Origin of the sequence: Corynebacterium sp. c3Ub_189, assembly GCF_039907195.1 — a bacterium.
In the GTDB taxonomy this organism is placed as follows: domain Bacteria; phylum Actinomycetota; class Actinomycetes; order Mycobacteriales; family Mycobacteriaceae; genus Corynebacterium.
In genome coordinates this window covers 24,339-46,040 of record NZ_JASBOF010000004.1, presented here as the reverse complement: position 1 = coordinate 46,040, position 21,702 = coordinate 24,339, and the positions used below count along the sequence as shown (strand labels likewise).

The window sequence follows — 21,702 nt, the reverse complement described above, 5'->3', positions numbered from 1 at the left end:
TTATTCGCACCTCCCGCCAAGCTCAGCGGCTTTTCGCCCAAAATCCGCTGCGCCGCCTCGGGGTTTTGCCTAATGTGTGACGGCATGAACCCAACGACGAACCTGCTGGACGGTGGCAAGAACTACCGCGACCCCAGCATCTCCCCGGAAGGCACGCGCGATACCGCGCCGCTGGACGCCGAGGTAGCCGCGCGCAACCAGCAATTGGTGGACCAGTGGGCGGATAAGCTTTATGACGCCTCAGCGGAAACCATTACCGAATGGGCCGCCGAGCACGCACCCGGCCGCCTGGCCGTGACCATGTCCATGGAGAACACAGTCTTGGCCGAGCTCGCCCACCGCGCCGGGCTCGATGCAGACCTGCTTTTCATTGATACCGGCTGGCACTTCCAGGAAACCCTCCAGGTGGCCGACGAGGTAGAAAAGCGCTACCCGGACCTGCCACTTGTTCGCGTACTGCCGTTGCTCAGCCCAGAGGAACAAGACGAGGTGTACGGCCCGCGCCTCTACGCCCGCGATACCGCGGCGTATAACCGCATGCGCAAGGTCGAGCCGCTGAACATGGCCATGGATCCTTATGCCGGCTGGGTTACCGGATTGCGCCGCGCCGATTCCGAGCACCGCGCCACCGCCCCGGCGCTGAGTCTCGACCGCACCGGTCGGCTAAAGATCTCGCCCATCATTACCTGGGATCTGGACGATACGGACCGCTATATCGAGGACAACGACCTCATCATCCACCCACTCACCCTGCAGGGATACCGCTCCATCGGCTGCGCACCGCTGACCTTCCCGGTTGGTGAAGGCGACGATGCCCGGTCCGGGCGCGTATTTGCAGACGGCAAGACAGAATGCGGGTTACACGAATAATGAGCACACTTTCTCCACACTTAAAAGACCTAGAAAACGAGTCCATCCACATCCTGCGCGAGGTGGCCGGGCAGTTCGACAAGGTAGGCATCCTATTTTCCGGCGGCAAGGACTCCGTCGTTGTCTTCGAGCTAGCCCGCCGCGCCTTCGCCCCGGCCACGGTGCCGTTTGAGCTGCTCCACGTCGATACCGGCCACAACTTCCCTGAGGTCATCGATTTCCGCGACCGCCTCGTGGAAGAATCCGGCGCTCGCCTCCACGTCGCCCGCGTCCAGGACTGGATCGACCGCGGCGACCTGCAAGAGCGCCCCGATGGCACCCGCAACCCGCTGCAATCCGTGCCGCTGGTAGAGACCATCGCCGAGCGCGAATATGACGCCGTGTGCGGTGGCGCCCGCCGCGACGAGGAGCGCGCCCGCGCCAAGGAACGCATCTTCTCCATCCGCGATTCCTTCGGCGGCTGGGATCCCCGCCGCCAGCGCCCCGAGCTGTGGGACCTGTACAACGGCGGCAAGATGGCCGGCGAAAACGTCCGCGTCTTCCCCATCTCCAACTGGACCGAATCCGATATTTGGGAATACATCGGCGCCCGCGAACTGGAGCTGCCCTCCATCTACTACTCGCATAAGCGCGAGGTATTCAAGCGCAATGGCATGTGGCTAGCACCTGGCGAATGGGGCGGCCCGGCCGAGGGCGAGGAGCTGGAAACCCGCACCGTGCGCTACCGCACCGTGGGCGATATGTCCTGCACCGGCGCCGTGGAATCTACCGCTTCGACCCCGGACGAGGTGCTCGCGGAGATCTCCATTTCCACCCTTTCCGAGCGCGGCGCCACCCGCGCCGATGACAAACTTTCCGAGTCCGCCATGGAGGACCGCAAGAAGGAAGGCTACTTCTGATGACTACGACCCTCACGCCGAATGTCGGCGCCCTCAAGCAGCGCGATACCCTGCGCCTGTGCACTGCCGGCTCCGTTGATGACGGCAAGTCCACCTTCGTCGGCCGCCTGCTCTATGACACCAAGTCCGTGCTCGCGGACCAGGTCGAGTCCATGGAGCGCACCTCCACCGACCGCGGCTTCGACGGCATGGACCTTTCCTTGCTTGTCGACGGCCTGCGTGCCGAGCGCGAGCAGGGCATTACCATCGACGTGGCCTACCGCTACTTCGCCACGGATAAGCGCACCTTCATCCTCGCCGATACCCCGGGCCACGTGCAGTACACCCGCAATACGGTCACCGGCATGTCCACCTCCCAGGTAGTGGTGCTTCTTATCGACGCCCGCCATGGCGTTGTCGAGCAAACCCGCCGCCACCTCAACGTGGCCGCCCTCCTCGGCGTGCGCCACGTGGTCCTCGCGGTGAACAAGATCGACCTGGTGGACTACGACGAGCAGGTCTTCCGCGATATCGAGTCCGAGTTCAACCAGATCGCCACCCGCCTGGGTATTACCGATACCACCGTGGTACCGATTTCCGCCCTCAAGGGCGATAACGTGGTCGAGCGCTCCACCACCATGGAGTGGTACACCGGCCCGACCGTCCTCGAGGTTCTCGAGACCGTCCCCGTGGCCACCGGCCGCGCCGATGAGCTGGATTTCCGTTTCCCCATCCAGTACGTCATCCGCGAGCACGCCTCCGATTACCGCGGCTACGCCGGCCGCGTGAAGGCGGGCTCCATCTCCGTGGGCGACGAGGTCCGCCTCCCTGAAGGCCGCACCAGCACCATTACCCAGATCGACACTGCTGACGGTCCGGCCGACTCCGCCGCCACCGGTGACTCCGTCACGCTCCTGCTTGCCGACGACGTCGATCTCGCCCGCGGCGATCTCCTCGCCGGCCCCCAGCGCCCCGCGTCCACCCGCGAATTCGACGCCACCGTTGTGGGCCTGACCGAAAAGGAGATTAAGCCCGGCCAGATGCTCAAGCTGCGCTACGGCTCTTCCCTGGTTAAGGCCCGTGTCGCCGCCGTCACCCGCACCTTGGACTTGGATGGCGTTTCCGATGTGGAAGAGCCCGAGTCCGTTGCCATGAACGACATCGCCCACATCACCATCCAGACCCAGGCCGAGCTTCCCGTTGAGGACTATGCCGCCCGCGGTGCGGTGGGCAACTTCCTGCTCATCGATCAATCCTCCGGCAATACCCTTGCCGCCGGCTTCGTAGGCCACCGCCTGCGTTAGTCATCCTTTGCGCTGCTGCTCTTTTCACCGCGCATCATTAGGATGCCCGTGATACCGAGCAGCAGCGGCGTGGAGATACCGAATACCGTAGGCCCTACTACGGTCAAGTTCACGATCAGCAGGACAACCGCCGCCACCAGCGCGAAAGCCCCGAACTTCTGCTGAAACGTCTTCTCGCTCATTCTTATCTCTCCTTCGGCTACGTTACGGCCACGATAACCGCCCCTAACACCCCGCGAAAGCCTAGAACGCGGCCATTTCTTGGCTTCCGGGCTCCCCCTCTAGGCGCCGCTCCGCCGCACCGCGGCCGCCTCCGCAAACAAAACAAGCACGTTTCGCTGACAAATCGGTGAAAATTTAGCGAAACGTGCTTGTTTTACATCGAACTATTGCATAGGCGGAACGTCGCCGGACATGACTACCTTTTGTGCACCTTCATCCCAACGGAAGCCGGCTTGTGTTGTCCCCGATGCTTCAGCGTTGCCCTCACCTTCCTTTGGCCAGCGGTAGGTGACTGCAATCTCGGAATCATCCACTCGGCTGACCTTTGGCGAAAACCCGTATGCCTTTGCAGTGGCCGTTCCTAGGTATTCGCCATTGTGGAAAAGCAGGATGTGATATGGCGAGGAAGCGGTCGCTCCTTCAAGCGTGACGGTTATCCACGAAAGATCTGCGCACGGGTCAAAATTGGAGTCAAAAGGCCTCCACGGCCTATCAAGTCCTGGATATGGTTCGACCTGAGCGATTGCCTTTTCATAGGCACTCTCGTCATTGTCAGAGCTGCACTCAGAAGAGCCACCATTGTCTTGACCCCGGCTAGGTGCACTCTCGTCCTGCTTCTTCTCTGGAGGAGTTTCGACTACGGTAGTGGTCTTTTGCGCGGGCTTTTCTTCAGTATTTCCGTCGGCGGAAGAGGGAGCTTGATTCGCTTCTGGAGCGCTTTCCTTTGCAGCAGAGAAAGAAGGCGAATCTTCTGGATCCGCAGAATCACTTCCACAGGCTGTTAAGGAAAGGCAGAGAACACCGGCGCTAGCCACTGCTGCTGCGGAACGCAGTTGAAGCAAGAAATGGTCGAGGCTGTTGAGCATGGTCGAGTTTCCTTTCGCGGGACTATTGGCAGGAAGCCGAGTCAAACCCGACAATAGCAACAGCGCTGGCCAAGACAAGCCGAAATGACGATCCTAGACTTCTTATCCCGTTGGCGGTACGTCGCCGGACATGATGACCTTTTGCTGTCCTTCATCCCACCGGAAGCCTGCGTCGGTTGTGCCTGAGCGGTTGGCATTGCCTTCACCTTCGCGCGGCCAGTGGTAGGTTACCGCGATCTCGGAATCACTCACACGCTCAATTGTGGGGGCGAATCCATAGGGCTTTGCCGTTGCGGTGCCTAAGTATTCGCCGTGATTAAACAGCATGATGTGGAAAGGCGAAGAACTAGTTCCTCCCTCAATCATCAGGGTTTCCCACGATAGGGATGCGCAGGGGTCATAGCCGGAGGAATCAAAAAGCTCCCATCCAATGGTGCCCCAGGGGGCGACTTGGGATACTCCCTCGGTGAATGCCGTTTGGGCATCAGCTGCGCCACACGACGAAGTGGTGTCGGCTTCTGGACTCGGCTGCTCGTCATCCATCACGACGTTCGGAGGCACCGGCCGAGTAGTTTCTTCTTCCGTCGCAGCAGAGTCAGTGGGCGATTCTTCCGGCTTGGCATCGCTGTTTTCTTCTGTAGCGGACATAGTCGCTGTCTCAATCGTAGGCTCTTGGCCTGTGGTGTCCGTGGAATTCTCAGTGCAGGCGGTCACGACTAAGCCCGCTAACACAATGCCTGCCGTGAAGCGAAGTCTATGCATTATTGGCGCCCTTTAGACCGAGGGTTTTGCGGATAGACCAAATGAACTCTGCCAGGACAAGCAGAAGCGGGGTAGCGATAACAGTCTTGATCATTGAGGCGGTGAAGTTTGCGGTCTTTGCTTCGAGTTCGGAAGAGCCCATAATCAGGCTCATTGCGGTGGCATCGTTGGCTGTGCCGGCTAAGGAGAGCCCGCGGATACCGGCGATGAGCCACATCAACAGTAGGATTCCCCACACCACGCACCACATTATGGACTGGCAGCGTTGGCGGGCAGGTTCAACCGGGAATGACATATTGCTGAAGTCAACAGTGAACTGCTTTTTAGAGCTGCTGAAGCCGGTGCTATTGGATGGAGCCGGGGTCTGGGAAGTGGTTTGAGTAGGCCAACCGTGTTGTGACGTACGTGCAGCGGTATATCCGGGGGCAGGGGTGTATGCGCTATTGGCTTCAGGGGATGGGGCCTCATGCGTGGGAGTAGATATGCCTGTAGCTGTTCCAGCAGGGGAAGCTGCAATTTGGCGAATGCGTGCGATATCTACCTCTGGACCGGTCGGGTCTGCCAGCTCTTTGTCATATTGCGAGCGGCGACTTTCAGCCGAGAAAATCTCACGAGCAGTGGTGAGCTCGTCTCGAGCTGCTGCGTTTTCCGGACTTAACTGAGCTAGCTTGGCCTCGACATCGGCGACTAGCTGGGAAGACTCAGCGGAAGGATCCAGGGAGAGGGAGTTGTAGAGATTGTAGTGAGCCACGGCAGGGTCCTTTCTGGTGTAAATAGGCCGTGAAAATGCCGGAAGGAGAGTGATAGAGGAGGGATATGGGGGAATTAACAGGGATCGGAGAAGTCTCCGTTATCGTTTAGGGAACGAGCATTGCCGCCATACTGGGCCTTAAGGGAACAGACCTTGTCCACGCTATAACCGGCGTCATAGTAAATGGCGTAGACGGATTTGCCGTCTACCGTTTCACGTAGAGAGCTGCAGGCCCCGCCGCGAAGGATCTTGGAACCGGGGTATTTATCCTGGACGCGAGAGGTCTCAGTATATGGTTCTGGCCCATCGATCAGTGCGGATTCAACGATGAGGATATAGCGACCATCGCATTTGCCGTTCCAGTCGCCGGCCCACGCAAACTCGTCTGCTGCGGGGTCTTCTTCGGTGTCTTCGGCTTCTGTTGAAGTGTCGCCTTCATCGGTGCAAAGTGCGACCTTGTCAAGGAGGGGAAGCGGTGCTCCTGCTTCTTCAAGCTTGTCTTGGTCATAGCATCCGATATCAGAGGGCCAAGCTGTTCCATCCGTTTTGTATTTGTGCCACGCATTGTCAGTCCAATAGAACAACGTTAAGTTTGAAGTCCCGTCTTCACCGGCAAAAAGCCATGAGTCATCGCAATACTGCTTAACTGGTCTAGTCAACGAGCTGAGCTTTTCATCTGCGAAGTCATTGCACTTTTCGTATTTGGTAGGAGCATCCGCTGCGGCAGCGTTCTTGTCCTTGCCTTCGGACTTCTCTTCTGTAACTTCTTCGGACTCGGTTGAAGAAGCCTCTTTGGAGGCCGCTGAACCTGAAGGCGTAGAAGCTGGGGCTGAAAGAGTGGAGCCTGGGTCGTCTGTGGAATCGTGATTATTTAGCAGCGCCCATGCACCAGCGCCTACAAGAGCGAGTGCCGCCAAGACGGCTACCACAATTATGGCTAGGCGTTTGCCCTTGCCAGTGGATTTGGGATCTGGTTCCTGCGTAGGGGATGCGGGGGAGGGCGCACCCCAGGTTTGGGTGCTGCCCGAGGAGCCGGGGTCTGGGGAGGAGGGCTCCGGTTGACCCCAAGCGTTGTTATTAGTCAAGGTTTGGACTCCAATGCACGCAGAGTGGAAAACGAATGCGAAAGAGAGCGGAAAGCTGAGAATCAATCCGCGTCATACTATAGACACACGGATTGCATGAATTCTTCTGAATGATGCCCTGAAGGGGTAGTTTCAATGGATGTAAAAGGAGAAAAATGTAACGCGTAAGGCTTAAGGGAAACATTGCTGCACGGATCTGTATAAGCTACGGAGGGCACCATAGTGGCTTTGCCGTCTGGAAAACGCCCTCATCACGTTGCCAAGAAACATTCAGAAGGTGCACAGGAAAGGTCGGCCTCCTACAACGCAAAGACCAATGTCCGGCTTAATCCCAAGCATGACCAAGAATTAAATCCCCGATGAGGGGGAGGAAGGAGCTCTCGTGGGCCTGGACCGCAATCTCAACGCCGCGGAATTGCACGCGACACGAAACCGGGTGAGCGTGTCCCCGGATCTCATCCGCCGCTTGGGCGGTGCGCTGGGATATCACGCAATCGAGGCTTTTGGCCCAGAGGCGCAGACGGAATTGAGCAAGGTTTTTGATTTGGGAGACATCATCGATTTGATGTTGCTGAGCCAGCTGCCGGAGATGGAAGTCGCGCCGGGTGTGGAGCAGCAGGTAGAGGGGGACGTCGCTAAGCAGCTGCTGCGGCGCATCAGCGCGGGGGATTATCTGACGCGCCAGCAGGTGCACGACCGCCTGCCGCGGGCGACGGTGATGCTGTATCGCATGGGGCATCCGCGCTTGTGGGCCTTTGCCGCCCGTCAGCGCCTGCCCCAGGATGCGGAAAGAGCCGTGCCGGATTCCTTCCACCGAGATATCACCGGCCCGTACACCACTCCGGAGGAAGCGTGGTTGGGCATGTACGTGGCCGATGCCACGCGCCTTGGGGAGCTAAACACCCAGGTAGAAGATGCTGGCCTAGAGGAGGACCGGCAGCAGCGCCTGCGTCTGGGTATGAGCTTGGCCGATACCTACCGCCAGGTGTGGAGTTCCGCGCGCGGCCATTGGCGCGTTAGCCCCCAAACGCGCTATATCGTGCCTTCGCGTTTTGGCTACTGCCCCTTTGTCTTCCGCGTGGCCGAGGGCGGGTGGCGCCGCGATTCCTTCGAAGGCAGCCACGATCGCTTCATGGCCACGGAGGGCTATTGGATCGACGTGGAGCGCGAACGGCTCATTCACCTCGGCGAGCCAGACCCGCACGATGCATGGCTGCCTACGGCGCGAGTCGCGGCCGAAGCACCGACGGAGGAAGACCTGGCCGTCGCCCGGGTGCTGAGCGGGAAAATCATTGCCCTTGGCGCCGGACAGAAAAACATTACGATTCGCCTGCGCCAGAAGAACCGCACATTGAACTTTGATTAGGGCGGGCAGGTATTCTCGCAGGCATGGAGAATCTCAACGGACGCACCCTTTTCGTCGCCGCCGTGGATGCGGAAGCCGCCCACATTCCGGAAGGCGAACCCCTGCTCATCACCGGAATCGGTACGGTTCCGGCGGCCATTGCGCTGACGGAAGCTCTTGCCGACGCCCGCGCTAACGGCGCCCTTCCCGATCGCGTGGTCAACATTGGCACGGCCGGCGCGCTTGTCGACGGCATGGCTGGCGTCTTCGAAGTCAATAAGGTCACCAAGCATGACTTCAAGCTAGAAGTGCTTACCGATATCAACCGCTACCTGCTGCCAGAGGCCATCGAGCTCGAGACCTCCGGCCGCTTGCCGGTGCGCGGACTGGCCACGGGCGACATGTTTGTCTCCGATACCGCCCTGCGCACCGAGCTGGCCAAGAAATCGCAGTTGTGCGACATGGAAGGCTATTCCATCGCCGCAGTATGCCAGCGCTTCGATGTGCCCTGCACCCTGCTTAAGCAGGTGTCCGATTCCGCCAATGAGGAATCCAAGGGCACCTGGGCCAATGTCCTCGACCGCGGTGCGCGCCAGCTCGCCTCGGCCGCTACGGACCTAGGCTTTCTGCGCTAGAAACTAAAAACGCGCCGGGGAGGGCCGGCGCGCTGCTAGTGGTGGCTGAGTCTTAGCTCAGCGGACTCATGGACTGGTAGAGCTGCTCTACCTTGTCGCGTGGAGTCTCGGCGTGTTCGAAGGCGACGTCGCTGAAGTCTTCAGGGTCGTCCTTGGAGCCGGTGATGATGTCTATATCAGAGGGCTCGACTTCGCCGGAGCGCAGTGCAGCCATCTCGGCGTGGTAGCGCACGACAACAGCGATGGTTGCGGCCACGGGGACGGCGAGGAAGGCGCCGACGATGCCTGCCAGGGTAGAGCCGACGGTGACGGAGAGTAGGACAACGGCCGCGTGCAGTCCCATGGCCTTGGACTGCAGCATCGGCTGGAGGACATTGCCTTCCACCTGCTGGACGATGATGATAAGTGCGAGCGCCAGCAGCGCGTTGGTCAGGCCATTGGAGACCAGCGCGATGATGACGGCGAGGGCGCCAGCGGTGACCGCACCGATGATCGGGATGAAGCTGGCGAAGAACGTCACGACGGCGATGACGAGCGCGAGCGGAACTTGCAGCACCCACAGGCCAAGGCCGATGAGGACAGCGTCCACCATGGCCACGGCGGCCTGCGCCTGAATAAAGCCGGACAAGGTCTTCCAGATGCGGGCACCGAGTTCAGTGACGTGCCAGCCAGTGGAATTACCGGTGTACTTGCGCAGCCAAGGCAAGAATTTGTCGCCGTCTTTAATGATGAAGAAGGTGACAAAGAGCATGATCAGCGCGGCCACGACGATGGAGCTGGCCATCGAGAAGCCAGAGATAACGCCGGTGGCGATGGTGGAGGCTTGGCCCTTGGCAAACTTGACCACGTCCTGGAGCACGGACTGTAGCTGGTCACTTTGGATATCGATGGGGGACTTTTCCACCATCTCCGTGAGCTGGTTGATTCCCTCTTCGGCTTGGTTAATGAGCGTTTGGCTCTGGCTAGTGACTACGGGGGCCATGGCGGCAAAAACGCCGCAGAAGATGATGATGAGGCCGAGCAAGGTGCTCACCGCCGCGAGCGAGCGCGGGAATCCCTTGCTGCGCAGCCACGCGCTGATGGGGTAGAGCACCGTGGAGACGAGGATGGCGAGCAAGACCGGCAGCAGGCCTACCCAAATGAACTTGAGCAGGTAGCCGGCCAGCGCTAGGCCGGCGACGATAAGGATAAAGATTACCGAGACCTTGGCCATGGTGCGGAAGTCCTTGGCCAGAACAGCGGATTTATCGTCGCGCTCGGCAGGGTGCTCGCTGGCAGCCTCTGCACCAAGGTGCGCGTCATCATAAGCGACGAGGGTATGAGAATCTTCCTCGCCTGGCTTTTGGATCTGGGTTGCGTTGCCTTTTTCCTGCGCAGACGGGCGCTTGACCTCGTCGCGGGAAGACGAATTATGTGACGTAGACATTGCCTACCACTATGCCACATTAAACTCGCAGCGCATATACGAAAAAGGAGGTAGCGGCCCACGGGCGGGGCGCTACCTCCCTTCAATACCTTTAACACGTCCGCTGACGCGGCCGGGAATTACTCGTCGCGCAGGTTACCTACGTTGCGGATAATGCCGAAGCGGTGCATGGTAACCGAAACTGCCTGCTCAAGGAGGTAAGGCATGAGCTCACGGCGGCCGTCGGCAAGCACGGGCTGGTCCAGCACCACGGAGTTGGAGCGCACCGCGGCCTCGTAGATGGAATCCGGCACGGTGCCCAGGGCGCGCACGCGGGAGGAGGCGTCATTGGCCACGTCGGTGGCAAAAGCCTCGTCGGTGATGGCCTTGACGTCGAAGCCGAGGTCTTGCAGCTGGGTGGCAACCTCCGGGGTGGCGGAGATTTCCGTGGCGGTACCGGTAATTGCGGCGGCCAGCACCTGGCGAGCAACCTCGCGCAGCTCGTAGCCTTCGCCCACGCGCACACGCAGCTTGGTCAGAAGCGGGCGGTAGCGGAAGATATTGGCCTCAGAAACCAAACCGGTGCGGTCGTGATTGCGGCCAAACTCTTCCTGCCACGCCACCTGGTCCAGTTCAGCGGCGCGCCACAGCCAGGTGATGTCCTCCTCGGTGAGCTTGCCGGAGAGGTTATCGCGCAGGCGGTGCAGCGCGGCGAGGCTTGCTGGGGCAATGTCCACGTTGCGCGGCTTGAGCTCGCCATCGGCCCACTCGCCCATCTGCGCCACGTAGTTCGGGCCGCCAGCCTTGGCGCCCGGTCCCATGACGGACTTCTTCCAACCGCCGAAAGACTGGCGCTGGACAATCGCGCCGGTGATGCCGCGGTTGACGTAGGCATTGCCCACCTCGACGTTGTCGATCCAGTACTCAATTTCGGCGTCGTCAAGCGAGTGGATGCCGCCGGTCAGGCCATAGCCGGTGTCGTTCTGCCAGGCAACGGCCTCTTCCAAGGTATCGGCGTACATGATGCCCAGGATGGGGCCGAAGCACTCGTTCTTGTGGTACCAAGAGCCCGGCTGCACATTATCGCGGATGCCCGGGGACCACAGGGTGCCCTCCTGGTTGAGCTTTTCCGGCTTGAGCAGCCACTTCTCGCCCGGTTCGAGCTTGGTCAAACCGCGCAGGAGCTTCTCGCTCGGCGCTTCCGCCAGGCCGTTCATGGTGGTGGTGATATCGAAGCCCGGGCCCGGCTTAAGGGTCTTGACAGCATCCAGCAGCTGGGTACGCAGGCGCTCGGACTTGCCGGCCGCGCCGACGAAGATAACCAGGGAGGCCGCCGAGCACTTCTGGCCGGAGTGGCCAAAGGCGGAGTTGTAGAGATCATCGATGGCCAGATCCGGGTCTGCGGCTGGGGTGATGATGAGCGCATTCTTGCCGGAAGTCTCCGCCATAATGTTCATCTTCGGCTTCCAAGAACGGAAGAGCGCGCCGGTATCGGAGGCGCCAGTGAGGATGACATTGTCCACGTCATCGTGGGAGAGCAGAGCCTTGCCGGCTTCGCCTTCATCAGTAAGCACGAGCTGGACCAGGTCCGGGTCCAGTCCCTGCGCCTCGAGGGCGGTGCGGAAGGCCTCCACCACGAGCTTGCCGCAGTGAACCACCTGCGGCGCTGGCTTGACGATGACCGCCGAGCCCGCCGCCAAGGACGCCGCAATGCCGCCAGTGGGGATGGCAATGGGGAAGTTCCAGGGCGGGGTCACCACGGTGACAGTGTGCGGGGTGAACTCGGAGTAGGACTCTTCCAGCAGGCGCGCGGACTGGCCGTAGTAGGTGCAGAAGTCAATCGCCTCAGAGACCTCAGGGTCGGTTTGGGTGACGGTCTTATTGGCCTCATACGCAGCCACGGAGATGAACTTGCCGCGCTGGGACGCAATTTGATCTGCCACGGCCTCCAGTGCGGCGGCGCGCTCGGCGGCAGGACGCTTACCCCACTCGGTGCCCAGCTCCTTGGCGCGAGCGATGTGACCTTCGACCGCGGCAGGGTCGGTAACCTCCGCGATGCCGTGCTCGCCCGGATTGCGCTTGAGCGCTTCCAGCGCCCACTGGCGGTTCGGCGCGAGCGCCGGGTCAGTATCTGCCTCGTTGGTAAAGCGGCCGGTGCGCGGTGCCTGGCGGCCGTCTTCCTCGAGGCGATTCTGGGTGCGACGGGCACCAGCGAAGGTGTCCCAGCGCTTGGCGACGGCCCGACGGAACGTCTCTTCCTGGTCCGCCAGTGGCTCCTCGCCTGGGGCAAAGAGCGCGTAGAGGAAGTTCTGCGGCGCGGAGTTTTCCTCCAAGCGGCGCACCAGGTAAGACACGGCGACGTCGAAGTCTTCTGCGTGGACAACCGGGGTATAGAGGATTTGGCGGCCGTCAAAGACCTTGCGCACCGCTGCCTGCTGTGCTGGGGACATGCCCTGCAGCATCTCCGAATCCATCATGTGCAGCACGCCGCGCTTCTTGCCCAGCTCATAGGCCATTGCCGCGGTGTAGAGGTTGTGGGTTGCTACACCGATGCGGACGCTATCGGCGTACTCTTCGCGCAGGATGAAATCCAATAGGCGATAGTAGTTGGCGTCAACGTCGAGCTTGTTGGTGTAGGTAGCCAGCGGCCAATCGTGGACCTCGCCCTGCACGGTTTCCATGGATAGGTTCGCGCCCTTCACGATGCGTACCTTGACCTTGCCGCCGCCCTTAGCCACGCGCTCCTTGGCAAAGTCAGCGACATCCTTGAGCGCATCGAAGGTATCCGGCAGGTAAGCCTGCAGCACGATGCCGGCGTCCAGGGTGAGGAATTCCGGCTCGCTGAGCAGCTCCTTGAACAGGCGGATGGTCAGGTGGAGATCGTGGTACTCCTCCATGTCCATGTTGATAAAGACCTTGTCGGTGCGGTCTGCTGCAGCCTGATACAGCGGGCGCAGGCGCTCCTTGAGGCGCTCTACCGAGCCGTCGATATCCCAGTGGTTGAGCTGGGCCACCATGGAGGAAGCCTTGACCGAAACGTAGGTCACGCGGGGGTTTTGGATGAGCTTGAGGGTGCGTTCCGCGCGGGACTTCGCCTCTTCCTCACCGAGTACGGCCTCACCCAGCAGGTTGAGGTTAAGCTGCTCACCGGATTCGGCGGCCTTGTCCAGGATCTTGTTGAGGGCATCAGACTCGGCGTCTAGAACCAGGTGGCCAACCATCTTGCGCATGTATAGGCGGGCTATCGGCATGACCAGGTTCGGCAGGATGGGGCCGAAGAAACCGCCGGCGCCAACGAGTGCACCATTGATGCTGCCCAAGAACGATGGGTCATAGTGGGAAGAAATATCCTTCAGCGCGTGCGCGGCAACCTTGTCATCTTCTGGGCGCATGACGCGGTCGACGAAGTCCATGGTGAACTTCACGCCGTCCTCATCGCGCAGCAGGTCCGCGAGCTGTTCGGTGGCCTTATCTTCTTCGTCCGCAGTGGACTTCAACCAGTCGTGTGCGCGGCTGATAGCTGCAGGCAGGACTGCTTCCACATCATCAGAGATGGGCAAGCGGGTATTAGCAGGAGAAGTCATATTGGTTCTACCTCTTTTTCAAACGGGTCACATCCCCGTAGCCGCTAGCAGTATTCGTGCTGGACAGTGGGCTGCCAGGCGATACGGCGGCTGGGACGTAAGCGGTGAGCTATGTGGTGCTGCAGGGGTTGCAGTCGGGTGAGGAGCGAACACGCGGGTGCGCGCGACGCAAAGTGAGGGTCGCAGGGATTCGGTGTGAAGTGCGATGTTCAGCGGGCCATCATGCGGGCCGAGTGCGGACGGGAGGCCTATCGCTGCTGCGACGAACGCGCGCCAGGTTGGTGTTCAACACTCACCTGCTTTCTATGACGTGACTATGTAAGGCTAAAGGAAAACGCGAGCGCTATAACGCTCTGACGTGCGGCAACCCTGCAGGTTCAGGTTCCAATTGTTGCCTGGGAAATACTATGAACTTTTGTGTTGCCGTAATTATAGGAAAGCGGTAAACGTGATGCTAGTCTCCTTTGAAAAACGGTAAGCGGGGGTAGAAAAACAAAAAATAAACCCCAGCATGTGGGGTTTAGAGGGGGTATTGACTCATCCGGGGGTAATCTACCCCCGGATTGTCCAACAATTGGGTTTTAAGAACCGTAGCCGGCCTTAAGCGCCTTCACTGCCAGCTCGAGACGCGACTTGGCGTGGAATTCACTGAGTAGGGTGGACACATACTTCTTCACCGTGCCCGGTGCATAGTGTGTGCTCTTGGCAATCTCTTCGTTGGACTTTCCTTGGCAGACCAAGTCCAGGACCTGCTCTAGCGCAGGGGAGATGTGGTGATTGTCCTTGATTTTTGCGTTTGCGGCTGCGGTATCGGCGCTGGTTCGCTCAGCATTCCAATCAGGTAGCTGCTCAAACAAGCGGGTAAGCGATTGTGGGGTGACTACCGTGCCGCCGCGCACGGCCTCGCGTACGGTATCCAAAATGTAGACCGGCTTGGAGCTTTTCAGAATATAGGCCGCAGCCTTATTGGACATGACCTCTTTGAGGGTCTCGTCATTGTCCATCGCGGTCATCGCAACGAAAACCGGCGGTTCTTCCAGCTTGTTGACCTCGCGCAAGAGGGTCGTGCCATCCATCTCGGGCATATGGATGTCCGCGACAATGACGTCAAAGTCCTGCTCTTGCAATAGTTCGAGGGCGACCTTGCCATTTTCTGCGGTGGCGCGCACTTCCATGTCCTCAGCCGAGGCAAAATAGCGCCCCAAGGCCTCAAGGACAAGTGGGTCGTCATCGACGACCAAGAGGGATGTTTTTACTTCGATTTCGGGCACCATGGTGCGGGGCATCCGAATGCAATATCCACGGCAGACTTGTACTCAGTTGTGGAGGAAAGGTCTCCAGGCGCGAGACCACCCAGGAGTGAAGTGGACAGCATTAGTGGTGCGAGAAAAGTAGCGAGTGCGGCCTGCATCTGCGGGCTCCTTCAATAAAAACCAATTTAGTTAGAAACAAGCGATAGCTTAATGGACGAACTCGGTGTTTGCTAGGCGGAGTGCTGGATCTAACGTGCCTTATGTGTGCTTGGCGGCAGCGACAGAGTCAAAACCCAGCTTCCATCTTCTAGGTTGGTGTCGACACGAGCATCTATAGTCGCGGCTATACGATTCATTGAGGACAGTCCAATGCCGGAAGACATATCAGCATTTGTAGTTGTAGGTTTCGCTACGGGGTTGGTAATTGAGACCAGTGTCCACCCCAGATGAGGTCGGACAGAAATCAGAATTTCTGCGCCAGGTGGCGAATATTTGACAGCATTGAGGCAGGCCTCAGTAGTAATTGCTGCGATTGGATCCAGGATTTCTCGGGGGAATTCCGGCGCGAATTCTTCGCCGGAAACCTCTACGACTGGTGCTCGGTTGAGTCGTGACAGGCGTTCCTGCTCTTCTGACAGCAGCTGAGCAAAGTTCGAAGGCTTCGTGGTGGTTGCAAAGCTTGTGCCGTCGTTAATGCCATCGATGTCGTTGCGCAAAACCTTGGTAAGTGCACGGACTTCAGACATTGAAGAGCGCATGGAATCGCTAAGTTTATCGAGACTCTGGGCTAGCTCTGGCTGGTTAGCGTACTCGAGGCTTAGAGCTTCTAGCTGCATAGTATTTACTGTCAGGCTAGAAACTACCGAGTTGTGCAGAGTCTCTGCGAGGTCAGATTGGCGTCGCTTGACATCATTGTTCCATTCCACCATGGCGGACCTATAACGATCAGCGGAATGGGCGAACGTACCACCGATGACTCCGCCAATAGTGATCAGCATGGCCCAAGTGAAGGCTGGTGCAGGGTCGATATTCATGCTGGGCTCTGTGGGGTCAATTAGGCCACCTAGCCAAAGGACCATTCCGATCAGGAAAGTGCGCCCGTGGTGTCCATGATATGCAATGACGGCAAGAAAGATCGGCGCTAAGAATACCGAGCTAATAAATGGAGTCTTGGTCAGTAGTGTTGCAGCTACCCAGATGACAACGAAAGCCACTGACATGTTGATAGGCCAGCGGTAAGCGCAAGTCGTGACGACGGTGAGTGTGAGGCCGAGTAGGGCGGAAGATAGCTGGTCCTCGGTGGGAGAAAAGAATGCCCCGAGGAAGGCGAGTATTACACAGAAGAACGCCGTTAAAGCGGCTGTTCGCTGCAGGGTCATGGCCGCGCGGATGCGTTGGTGAATGGGCGGCTGTGAAGGTTTCGACACGGTGCGGTCCACGCTTCCTGGATGCTAAGGCTCAATGGGTTTTATCTCCCTAGTGTAAGTACGGCGAACGTGAAACAGCGATTGAAAACAGCGAAACCCCCGCACCTTCGTGCGCGGTTCCTTGTGGTGGGTTCCGAGCGGAGGAAGAAGGTGAGGGGGGGTAGCTGGTCTTCATGAAGGAGTACAGAAGGCTAATTACTTAGCTTCTGCGGCAGCCTCTGCGTCATCCTTGGAGGACAGGCCCTCGAATACGGAGGACAGGCCCTCGGAGTCGGTGTTGGACTCGGAGGAAGCCTCGATGAGGCCCTTGATGCCCTTGATGAGTGCCTCGAAGTCGATGGCGGAGCTGAGGTCTGCGAGGGTATCGAACATACACATTCCTTTCGGATCGGCGGAGTAAAACTACAATCTCTCTCTGGGGTAGCAGCTCTTAACTGCTGTGATTCCTAGTATGCGGTAGCAGGGGCGGGCTGCCAATCCTCTTTTGGATCCTTTCTGAGGTGACTTTTGGATCCTCTTAAGGTTATGTAAGGAGCTCCGTTTGGGTGTGGGGCAGTGTTGGGTGAAGGGGGTGATTGTGCGGAGGGTAGGGGTGTGGGCGTCGGCAAGGGTGGGCCTGAGCTGCGTAAAGGCGGGGTTTACAAGAAAAGTTGAGTCGCGGGGAATAACTTTTGTAGGCTACCCGTTGTAAGGATTGAGTGACACTGGCTCAAGGTTGTGTGACCGGACGTAGAAGTTCTGTTACAGTAGCGCTCGGACGCAACGAGAAGTTGAGTCACTGACAGTCAACTTTATTAATTACCTCAAGATAAAAGGAGAAGAAATCATGGGACGCGCAGTAGGTATTGACCTTGGTACGACGAACTCTGTCGTTTCCGTACTGGAGGGTGGCGAGTCCACCGTTATCGCAAACTCTGAGGGTTCCCGCACCACGCCTTCCGTCGTTGCTTTTGCAAAGAACGGCGAAATCCTGGTCGGCCAGTCCGCTAAAAACCAGGCGGTAACCAATGTTGACCGCACCATTCGCTCCGTCAAGCGCCACATCGGCACCGACTGGAAGATTAACATTGATGATAAGGATTACACCTCCCAGGAGATTTCCGCTCGCACGCTGATGAAGCTGAAGCGCGACGCAGAGGCTTACCTCGGCGAGGATGTTACTGACGCCGTTATTACCGTTCCTGCATACTTCGAGGACGCACAGCGCCAGGCCACCAAGGAAGCTGGCCAGATTGCAGGCCTGAACGTGCTCCGCATCGTTAACGAGCCAACCGCAGCTGCTTTGGCTTATGGCCTGGAAAAGGGCGAGCAAGAGCAGACCATCCTGGTATTCGACCTGGGTGGCGGCACCTTCGACGTTTCCTTGCTGGAAATCGGCGATGGTGTCGTCGAGGTTATGGCCACCGCCGGCGATAACGAGCTGGGTGGCGATGACTGGGATCAGCGCATCGTCGACTGGCTGGTAGACCGCTTCAAGACCTCCCAGGGTGTTGACCTGACCAAGGATAAGCGCGCCGTACAGCGTCTGCGCGAGGCTGCAGAGAAGGCAAAGATTGAGCTGTCCTCTTCCCAGCAGGCCAACATTAATCTGCCGTACATCACCGTCGACTCCGACAAGAACCCGCTGTTCTTGGATGAGACCCTGACCCGCACCGAGTTCCAGAAGATCACCCAGGATCTGCTGGACCGTACCAAGGCTCCGTTCAACCAGGTCATCAAGGACGCTGACCTTTCTGTCGGCGATATCGACCACGTTGTTCTCGTTGGTGGCTCCACCCGTATGCCGGCCGTATCTGACCTGGTTAAGGAACTGACCGGCAAGGATGCCAACAAGGGTGTCAACCCGGACGAGGTTGTTGCAGTAGGCGCTGCCCTGCAGGCAGGCGTGCTGCGCGGCGAGGTTAAGGACGTGCTGCTTCTCGACGTCACCCCGCTGTCCCTCGGCATTGAGACCAAGGGTGGCGTGATGACCAAGCTCATCGAGCGCAACACCACCATCCCGACGAAGAAGTCCGAGACCTTCACCACCGCGGAAGATAACCAGCCTTCCGTACAGATTCAGGTCTTCCAGGGCGAGCGCGAGATGGCTACCGCCAATAAGTTGCTGGGCTCCTTCGAACTCGGCGGTATTGCTCCTGCACCGCGCGGTGTTCCGCAGATTGAGGTCACCTTCGATATCGATGCCAACGGCATCGTCCACGTGACTGCAAAGGACAAGGGTACCGGCAAGGAAAACACCATCAAGATTCAGGATGGTTCCGGCCTGTCCCAGGAAGAGATCGACCGCATGGTCAAGGATGCTGAACAGCACGCCGAAGAGGACAAGAAGCGCCGCGAGGAGCAGGAGCTGCGCAATAACGCAGAGTCCACCTCCTACCAGACCCGCAAGTTCTTGGATGACAACGCTGACAAGGTATCCGAGGATGTTAAGACCAAGGTCACCGAGGCTGCTGACGCCGTTGATGAGGCTCTGAAGGGCGATGACCTCGAGGCCATCAAGTCCGCAGTGGAGAAGCTGTCCACCGAATCCCAGGAGATGGGCAAGCAGATCTACGAGGCACAGGCTGCTGAGGCCGGCGCTGAGGGCGCTGCCGATGCTGGTGCTGCGCAGGGTGACCCGAACGTCGTCGACGCTGAGGTCGTTGACGAGGACGAGAACAAGGATGGCAACAAGTAATGACTCAGGACAGCGGAATGCCGCACAACCCAGGCGACCCGGAAAACACGGATCCGGAGGCTACCTCGGCTGACCGCGCTGAGGCTGCTGCCGAGCAGGCCGAGGAGGCCCAGGCTGCGCAGGAAGCGCAGGCTGACGCCACCGAAGAAGCCGAGCTGGATCCCACCCTCGATGCTGACCTCGAAGAAGCGCTGGCAGATGTCAACGCTGACGAGGTAGAAGCCGAAGCAGCGGGCGAAGAGCCCGCAGGCACCGGCGCCAGCGATGTGGAAGCACAGTTGGCAGAACGCACGGAAGACCTGCAGCGTCTGAATGCGGAATACACCAACTACCGCCGCCGCACCGAGCGCGACCGCCAGGCCGTAATCGAGACCGCCAAGGCCAAGGTCATCGCAGATATGCTGCCTGTCCTTGATGACCTGGAACTGGCTCGTGAACACGGCGACTTGGAAGGCCCGCTCAAGGCGTTTGCGGATAAGTTCTACAGCACGCTGGAAAAGCACGACCTCGCTGCCTTTGGTGTGGAAGGCGATGCCTTCGACCCTGAGGTCCACGAGGCCGTGCAGGACTTGTCCTCCGGCGATGAGCAGGTGCTTGGCACTGTGCTGCGCAAGGGCTACCGCGTGGGCGACAGGCTCGTACGCAATGCCATGGTCATCATCGCGGACCCCAGCGATGAGACCGGCAGCTCGGAAGATTCCGAGTAAATAACGAAAAGGGCGCCCTGGGAATTGACTAGTGACCTTCCCGCGGCGCCCTTTTACTTAACTTATATCGATTCTCTTTGAAAGGAGGAGATGCCCAGTGAGCGCTAAACCCGAATGGGCAGACAAAGATTACTATGCGGATCTGGGGGTCTCCTCGTCCGCAGACCAGAACGAGATTAAGCGTGCTTACCGCAAGCTAGCGCGCGAGAATCACCCCGATACCCACCCAGACGACCCCGCGGCAGCGGAAAGGTTCAAAAAGGTTGCGGAAGCCTACGACGTGCTTTCCGACGCCACCGAGCGCAAGGAATACGACCAGTTCAAGGCCATGCTCCGCAATGGAGGCGGCTTTGGACGGATGGGAGGCGCCGGATTTCCCGGCGGGTTTCGATCCACGCGCATGGGTGGACAAGGTGCGCAAGAATTCGACCTCTCGGACCTCTTCGGAGGATCCGCTGGAGGATCGGCTCAAGGCGGCGGTGTTGGGGATATCTTCGGTAGCGTTTTCAACCGCGGCGGTAGTGCTGGCCACTCAGCTAAACCGTCGCGGGGGGCCGACGTCGAAACGGAAATAACCCTCGACTTCCGCGAGGCCGCTAAGGGAACCACCATTCCCCTGGCACTCAGCGGCAATGCGCCGTGCACCACGTGCCACGGCTCGGGTTCCGCTTCCGGCAAGACCTCTACCTGTGGCACCTGCAGTGGTACCGGTTTTACCTCGGAGAACCGCGGCGCTTTCGGTTTCTCTGCCCCGTGTCAGGACTGCGATGGTACCGGCCGCCGCATCACGGATCCGTGCAAGGATTGCCACGGCACCGGCACGGTTCACCGCACCCGCAATATCACCGTGCGCATCCCCGCCGGCGTCATCGATGGGCAAAAGGTCCGCCTCGCCGGTCAGGGCGAAGCAGGTCCCAACGGCACTCCCGCCGGTGACCTCTTCGTAGCGGTGACTGTAAAGCCGGACAAGGTCTTTACTCGCGAGGGTGATGACCTCCATGTCACCGTTCCGGTTTCCTTCACGGAGCTGGCCTTGGGCGATACCATCGCGGTTCCTACCTTGGATAACCCGGTGCGCGTGAAGATCCCGGCTGGCACCCCGGATGGTCGCACGTTGAGGGTGCGTGGAAGGGGCATCGCCAAGCGCGGTGGCAACTCCGGCGATCTGCTGGTTACCGTGCAGGTGACCGTGCCCACCAAGCTCGATGCCGCTGCCTCCAGCGCCCTGCGCACCTATGCTCAAGCGGAAAAGGACTCCGGTTTCAACCCGCGTGCGGGTTGGGCCGGCGCCGAGAATGCTTAAGGCAGGAGGTGTGTTAAGAAATGAGCACTGGAAAGGCAGAAGATTCCGGCACCGCGGTCTACGTCATCTCCGTAGCTGCGGAACTCTCCGGAATGCACGCCCAAACCCTGCGCACCTATGACCGTATGGGCTTAGTCTCCCCGGCTCGTACCCGTGGCGGCGGCCGCCGCTACTCTGACCGGGATATTGAGCTGCTGCGCAAGATTCAGGCGCTGTCCCAAGACGATGGCGTCAACCTTGCCGGCATCAAGTCCATCATCGAGTTGACCGAGGAACGCGATCAACTCGAGGCCGAGCGCGACGCTTTAGCTGAAGAGGTCCGAGCCCTGCGCGAGCAGGCCGCTGGACGCCGCCCGCAGCGCAGCGGTGAGCTTGTCCATGTCCCACGGTCCACCTCCGTGGTGATGTGGAGCCCGCGCACCGCGCGCGAACGTAAACGCTCCCGCGGCCGTGGATACGGCGAAGACTAACTCTCGCTCTGCAGACGAGTACACCCAACCCCGCAGCCAGCTTTCCCGCTGGCTGCGGGGTTTTCTTCTACTCGTGTACTCGCGGTGTCATGTGAATTTGTGCAAGGGGGGTAACCGTAATCAGTGCGCATTGCAAAGTTTCGGGTTAGGATGACTAG

General features: G+C 59.5%; 19 protein-coding genes. 9 read left to right on the top strand and 10 right to left on the bottom strand.

From position 1 onward, the window contains the following. The first annotated feature begins 84 nt into the window (after nucleotides 1–84). Genes QKD99_RS03065 through QKD99_RS03055 form a run of 3 tightly spaced genes read left to right on the top strand, consistent with a single transcriptional unit; the run spans nucleotide 85 to nucleotide 3,052 of the window. A complete protein-coding gene (locus QKD99_RS03065; RefSeq protein ID WP_200435588.1) occupies nucleotides 85–870 on the top strand; it encodes a phosphoadenylyl-sulfate reductase in 786 nt (261 codons plus the stop codon). Continuing rightward, complete coding sequence (gene cysD / locus QKD99_RS03060; RefSeq protein ID WP_204610829.1) at nucleotides 870–1,769, top strand: sulfate adenylyltransferase subunit CysD; 900 nt, start codon at nucleotides 870–872, stop codon at nucleotides 1,767–1,769. The genes QKD99_RS03065 and cysD overlap by 1 nt, the downstream gene beginning before the upstream one ends. Continuing rightward, entirely contained in the window at nucleotides 1,769–3,052 is a 1,284-nt protein-coding gene (locus QKD99_RS03055; protein WP_347950678.1) for a GTP-binding protein, read from the top strand. The genes cysD and QKD99_RS03055 overlap by 1 nt, the downstream gene beginning before the upstream one ends. On the opposite strand, the gene QKD99_RS03050 is transcribed toward QKD99_RS03055, so the two are convergent. From QKD99_RS03050 to QKD99_RS03030, 5 genes are all read right to left on the bottom strand, one after another. Further along, a complete protein-coding gene (locus tag QKD99_RS03050; RefSeq protein ID WP_347950677.1) occupies nucleotides 3,049–3,234 on the bottom strand; it encodes a hypothetical protein in 186 nt (61 codons plus the stop codon). The two genes, QKD99_RS03055 and QKD99_RS03050, sit on opposite strands and share 4 nt — an antisense overlap. A 204-nt stretch (nucleotides 3,235–3,438) precedes the next feature. Then, a complete protein-coding gene (locus QKD99_RS03045; RefSeq protein ID WP_179387060.1) occupies nucleotides 3,439–4,140 on the bottom strand; it encodes an LppP/LprE family lipoprotein in 702 nt (233 codons plus the stop codon). 102 nt (nucleotides 4,141–4,242) lie between these two features. After that, complete coding sequence (locus QKD99_RS03040; RefSeq protein WP_204610841.1) at nucleotides 4,243–4,788, bottom strand: LppP/LprE family lipoprotein; 546 nt, start codon at nucleotides 4,786–4,788, stop codon at nucleotides 4,243–4,245. Nucleotides 4,789–4,894: 106 nt separating this feature from the next. Continuing rightward, the gene (locus QKD99_RS03035; protein WP_347950676.1) at nucleotides 4,895–5,653 is read right to left on the bottom strand and encodes a hypothetical protein; all 759 of its coding nucleotides are present in this window, start codon (nucleotides 5,651–5,653) and stop codon (nucleotides 4,895–4,897) included. A 74-nt stretch (nucleotides 5,654–5,727) separates the two neighbouring features. Beyond that, on the bottom strand, nucleotides 5,728–6,738 hold the full coding sequence (locus QKD99_RS03030) for a hypothetical protein (protein WP_347950675.1): 1,011 nt from the start codon (nucleotides 6,736–6,738) through the stop codon (nucleotides 5,728–5,730). Between the two features lie 382 nt (nucleotides 6,739–7,120). Between QKD99_RS03030 and QKD99_RS03025 the strand changes: the two genes are divergently transcribed. Together QKD99_RS03025 and QKD99_RS03020 are read left to right on the top strand one after the other, a co-directional pair. Next, complete coding sequence (locus tag QKD99_RS03025) at nucleotides 7,121–8,104, top strand: hypothetical protein (RefSeq protein ID WP_347950674.1); 984 nt, start codon at nucleotides 7,121–7,123, stop codon at nucleotides 8,102–8,104. A gap of 23 nt (nucleotides 8,105–8,127) precedes the next feature. Continuing rightward, nucleotides 8,128–8,718 (top strand): nucleosidase, encoded by a 591-nt coding sequence (locus QKD99_RS03020; protein ID WP_316985899.1) that lies wholly within the window; start codon nucleotides 8,128–8,130, stop codon nucleotides 8,716–8,718. A 52-nt stretch (nucleotides 8,719–8,770) separates the two neighbouring features. Here QKD99_RS03020 and QKD99_RS03015 read toward each other — a convergent pair whose 3' ends face one another. The 5 genes from QKD99_RS03015 to QKD99_RS02995 form a co-directional block, all read right to left on the bottom strand. Then, nucleotides 8,771–10,144, bottom strand: coding sequence for an AI-2E family transporter (locus QKD99_RS03015; protein WP_347950673.1), 1,374 nt, complete (start codon nucleotides 10,142–10,144; stop codon nucleotides 8,771–8,773). A gap of 119 nt (nucleotides 10,145–10,263) precedes the next feature. Further along, complete coding sequence (locus tag QKD99_RS03010) at nucleotides 10,264–13,707, bottom strand: bifunctional proline dehydrogenase/L-glutamate gamma-semialdehyde dehydrogenase (protein WP_347950672.1); 3,444 nt, start codon at nucleotides 13,705–13,707, stop codon at nucleotides 10,264–10,266. Nucleotides 13,708–14,288: 581 nt separating this feature from the next. Continuing rightward, entirely contained in the window at nucleotides 14,289–14,993 is a 705-nt protein-coding gene (locus QKD99_RS03005; protein WP_347950671.1) for a response regulator transcription factor, read from the bottom strand. 215 nt (nucleotides 14,994–15,208) lie between these two features. After that, a complete protein-coding gene (locus QKD99_RS03000; protein WP_239278549.1) occupies nucleotides 15,209–16,399 on the bottom strand; it encodes a histidine kinase in 1,191 nt (396 codons plus the stop codon). Between the two features lie 183 nt (nucleotides 16,400–16,582). Further along, the gene (locus tag QKD99_RS02995; RefSeq protein WP_179387052.1) at nucleotides 16,583–16,759 is read right to left on the bottom strand and encodes a hypothetical protein; all 177 of its coding nucleotides are present in this window, start codon (nucleotides 16,757–16,759) and stop codon (nucleotides 16,583–16,585) included. A gap of 454 nt (nucleotides 16,760–17,213) precedes the next feature. Here QKD99_RS02995 and dnaK point away from each other — a divergent pair, with 454 nt between their 5' ends. From dnaK to QKD99_RS02975, 4 genes are all read left to right on the top strand, one after another. Beyond that, nucleotides 17,214–19,064, top strand: a complete 1,851-nt coding sequence (gene dnaK / locus QKD99_RS02990) for a molecular chaperone DnaK (RefSeq protein WP_005325523.1) — start codon at nucleotides 17,214–17,216, stop codon at nucleotides 19,062–19,064. After that, nucleotides 19,064–19,771 carry a nucleotide exchange factor GrpE gene (gene grpE, locus QKD99_RS02985; protein ID WP_347950670.1) on the top strand — a complete coding sequence of 236 codons (708 nt, stop codon included), beginning with the start codon at nucleotides 19,064–19,066 and terminating at the stop codon, nucleotides 19,769–19,771. The genes dnaK and grpE overlap by 1 nt, the downstream gene beginning before the upstream one ends. 97 nt (nucleotides 19,772–19,868) lie before the next feature. Further along, nucleotides 19,869–21,074 (top strand): molecular chaperone DnaJ, encoded by a 1,206-nt coding sequence (gene dnaJ / locus QKD99_RS02980; RefSeq protein WP_005329343.1) that lies wholly within the window; start codon nucleotides 19,869–19,871, stop codon nucleotides 21,072–21,074. Between the two features lie 20 nt (nucleotides 21,075–21,094). Beyond that, nucleotides 21,095–21,544, top strand: a complete 450-nt coding sequence (locus QKD99_RS02975; RefSeq protein ID WP_200435575.1) for a helix-turn-helix transcriptional regulator — start codon at nucleotides 21,095–21,097, stop codon at nucleotides 21,542–21,544. The last annotated feature ends 158 nt before the right edge of the window (nucleotides 21,545–21,702 follow it).

Coding starts and splice junctions, on each gene's coding strand:
- QKD99_RS03065 (WP_200435588.1), top strand. CDS start 85: ATGAACCCAACGACGAACCTGCTGGACGGTGGCAAGAACTACCGCGAC.
- cysD (WP_204610829.1), top strand. CDS start 870: ATGAGCACACTTTCTCCACACTTAAAAGACCTAGAAAACGAGTCCATC.
- QKD99_RS03055 (WP_347950678.1), top strand. CDS start 1,769: ATGACTACGACCCTCACGCCGAATGTCGGCGCCCTCAAGCAGCGCGAT.
- QKD99_RS03050 (WP_347950677.1), bottom strand. CDS start 3,234: ATGAGCGAGAAGACGTTTCAGCAGAAGTTCGGGGCTTTCGCGCTGGTG.
- QKD99_RS03045 (WP_179387060.1), bottom strand. CDS start 4,140: ATGCTCAACAGCCTCGACCATTTCTTGCTTCAACTGCGTTCCGCAGCA.
- QKD99_RS03040 (WP_204610841.1), bottom strand. CDS start 4,788: ATGTCCGCTACAGAAGAAAACAGCGATGCCAAGCCGGAAGAATCGCCC.
- QKD99_RS03020 (WP_316985899.1), top strand. CDS start 8,128: ATGGAGAATCTCAACGGACGCACCCTTTTCGTCGCCGCCGTGGATGCG.
- QKD99_RS03015 (WP_347950673.1), bottom strand. CDS start 10,144: ATGTCTACGTCACATAATTCGTCTTCCCGCGACGAGGTCAAGCGCCCG.
- QKD99_RS03010 (WP_347950672.1), bottom strand. CDS start 13,707: ATGACTTCTCCTGCTAATACCCGCTTGCCCATCTCTGATGATGTGGAA.
- QKD99_RS03005 (WP_347950671.1), bottom strand. CDS start 14,993: ATGCCCCGCACCATGGTGCCCGAAATCGAAGTAAAAACATCCCTCTTG.
- QKD99_RS02995 (WP_179387052.1), bottom strand. CDS start 16,759: ATGTTCGATACCCTCGCAGACCTCAGCTCCGCCATCGACTTCGAGGCA.
- dnaK (WP_005325523.1), top strand. CDS start 17,214: ATGGGACGCGCAGTAGGTATTGACCTTGGTACGACGAACTCTGTCGTT.
- grpE (WP_347950670.1), top strand. CDS start 19,064: ATGACTCAGGACAGCGGAATGCCGCACAACCCAGGCGACCCGGAAAAC.
- QKD99_RS02975 (WP_200435575.1), top strand. CDS start 21,095: ATGAGCACTGGAAAGGCAGAAGATTCCGGCACCGCGGTCTACGTCATC.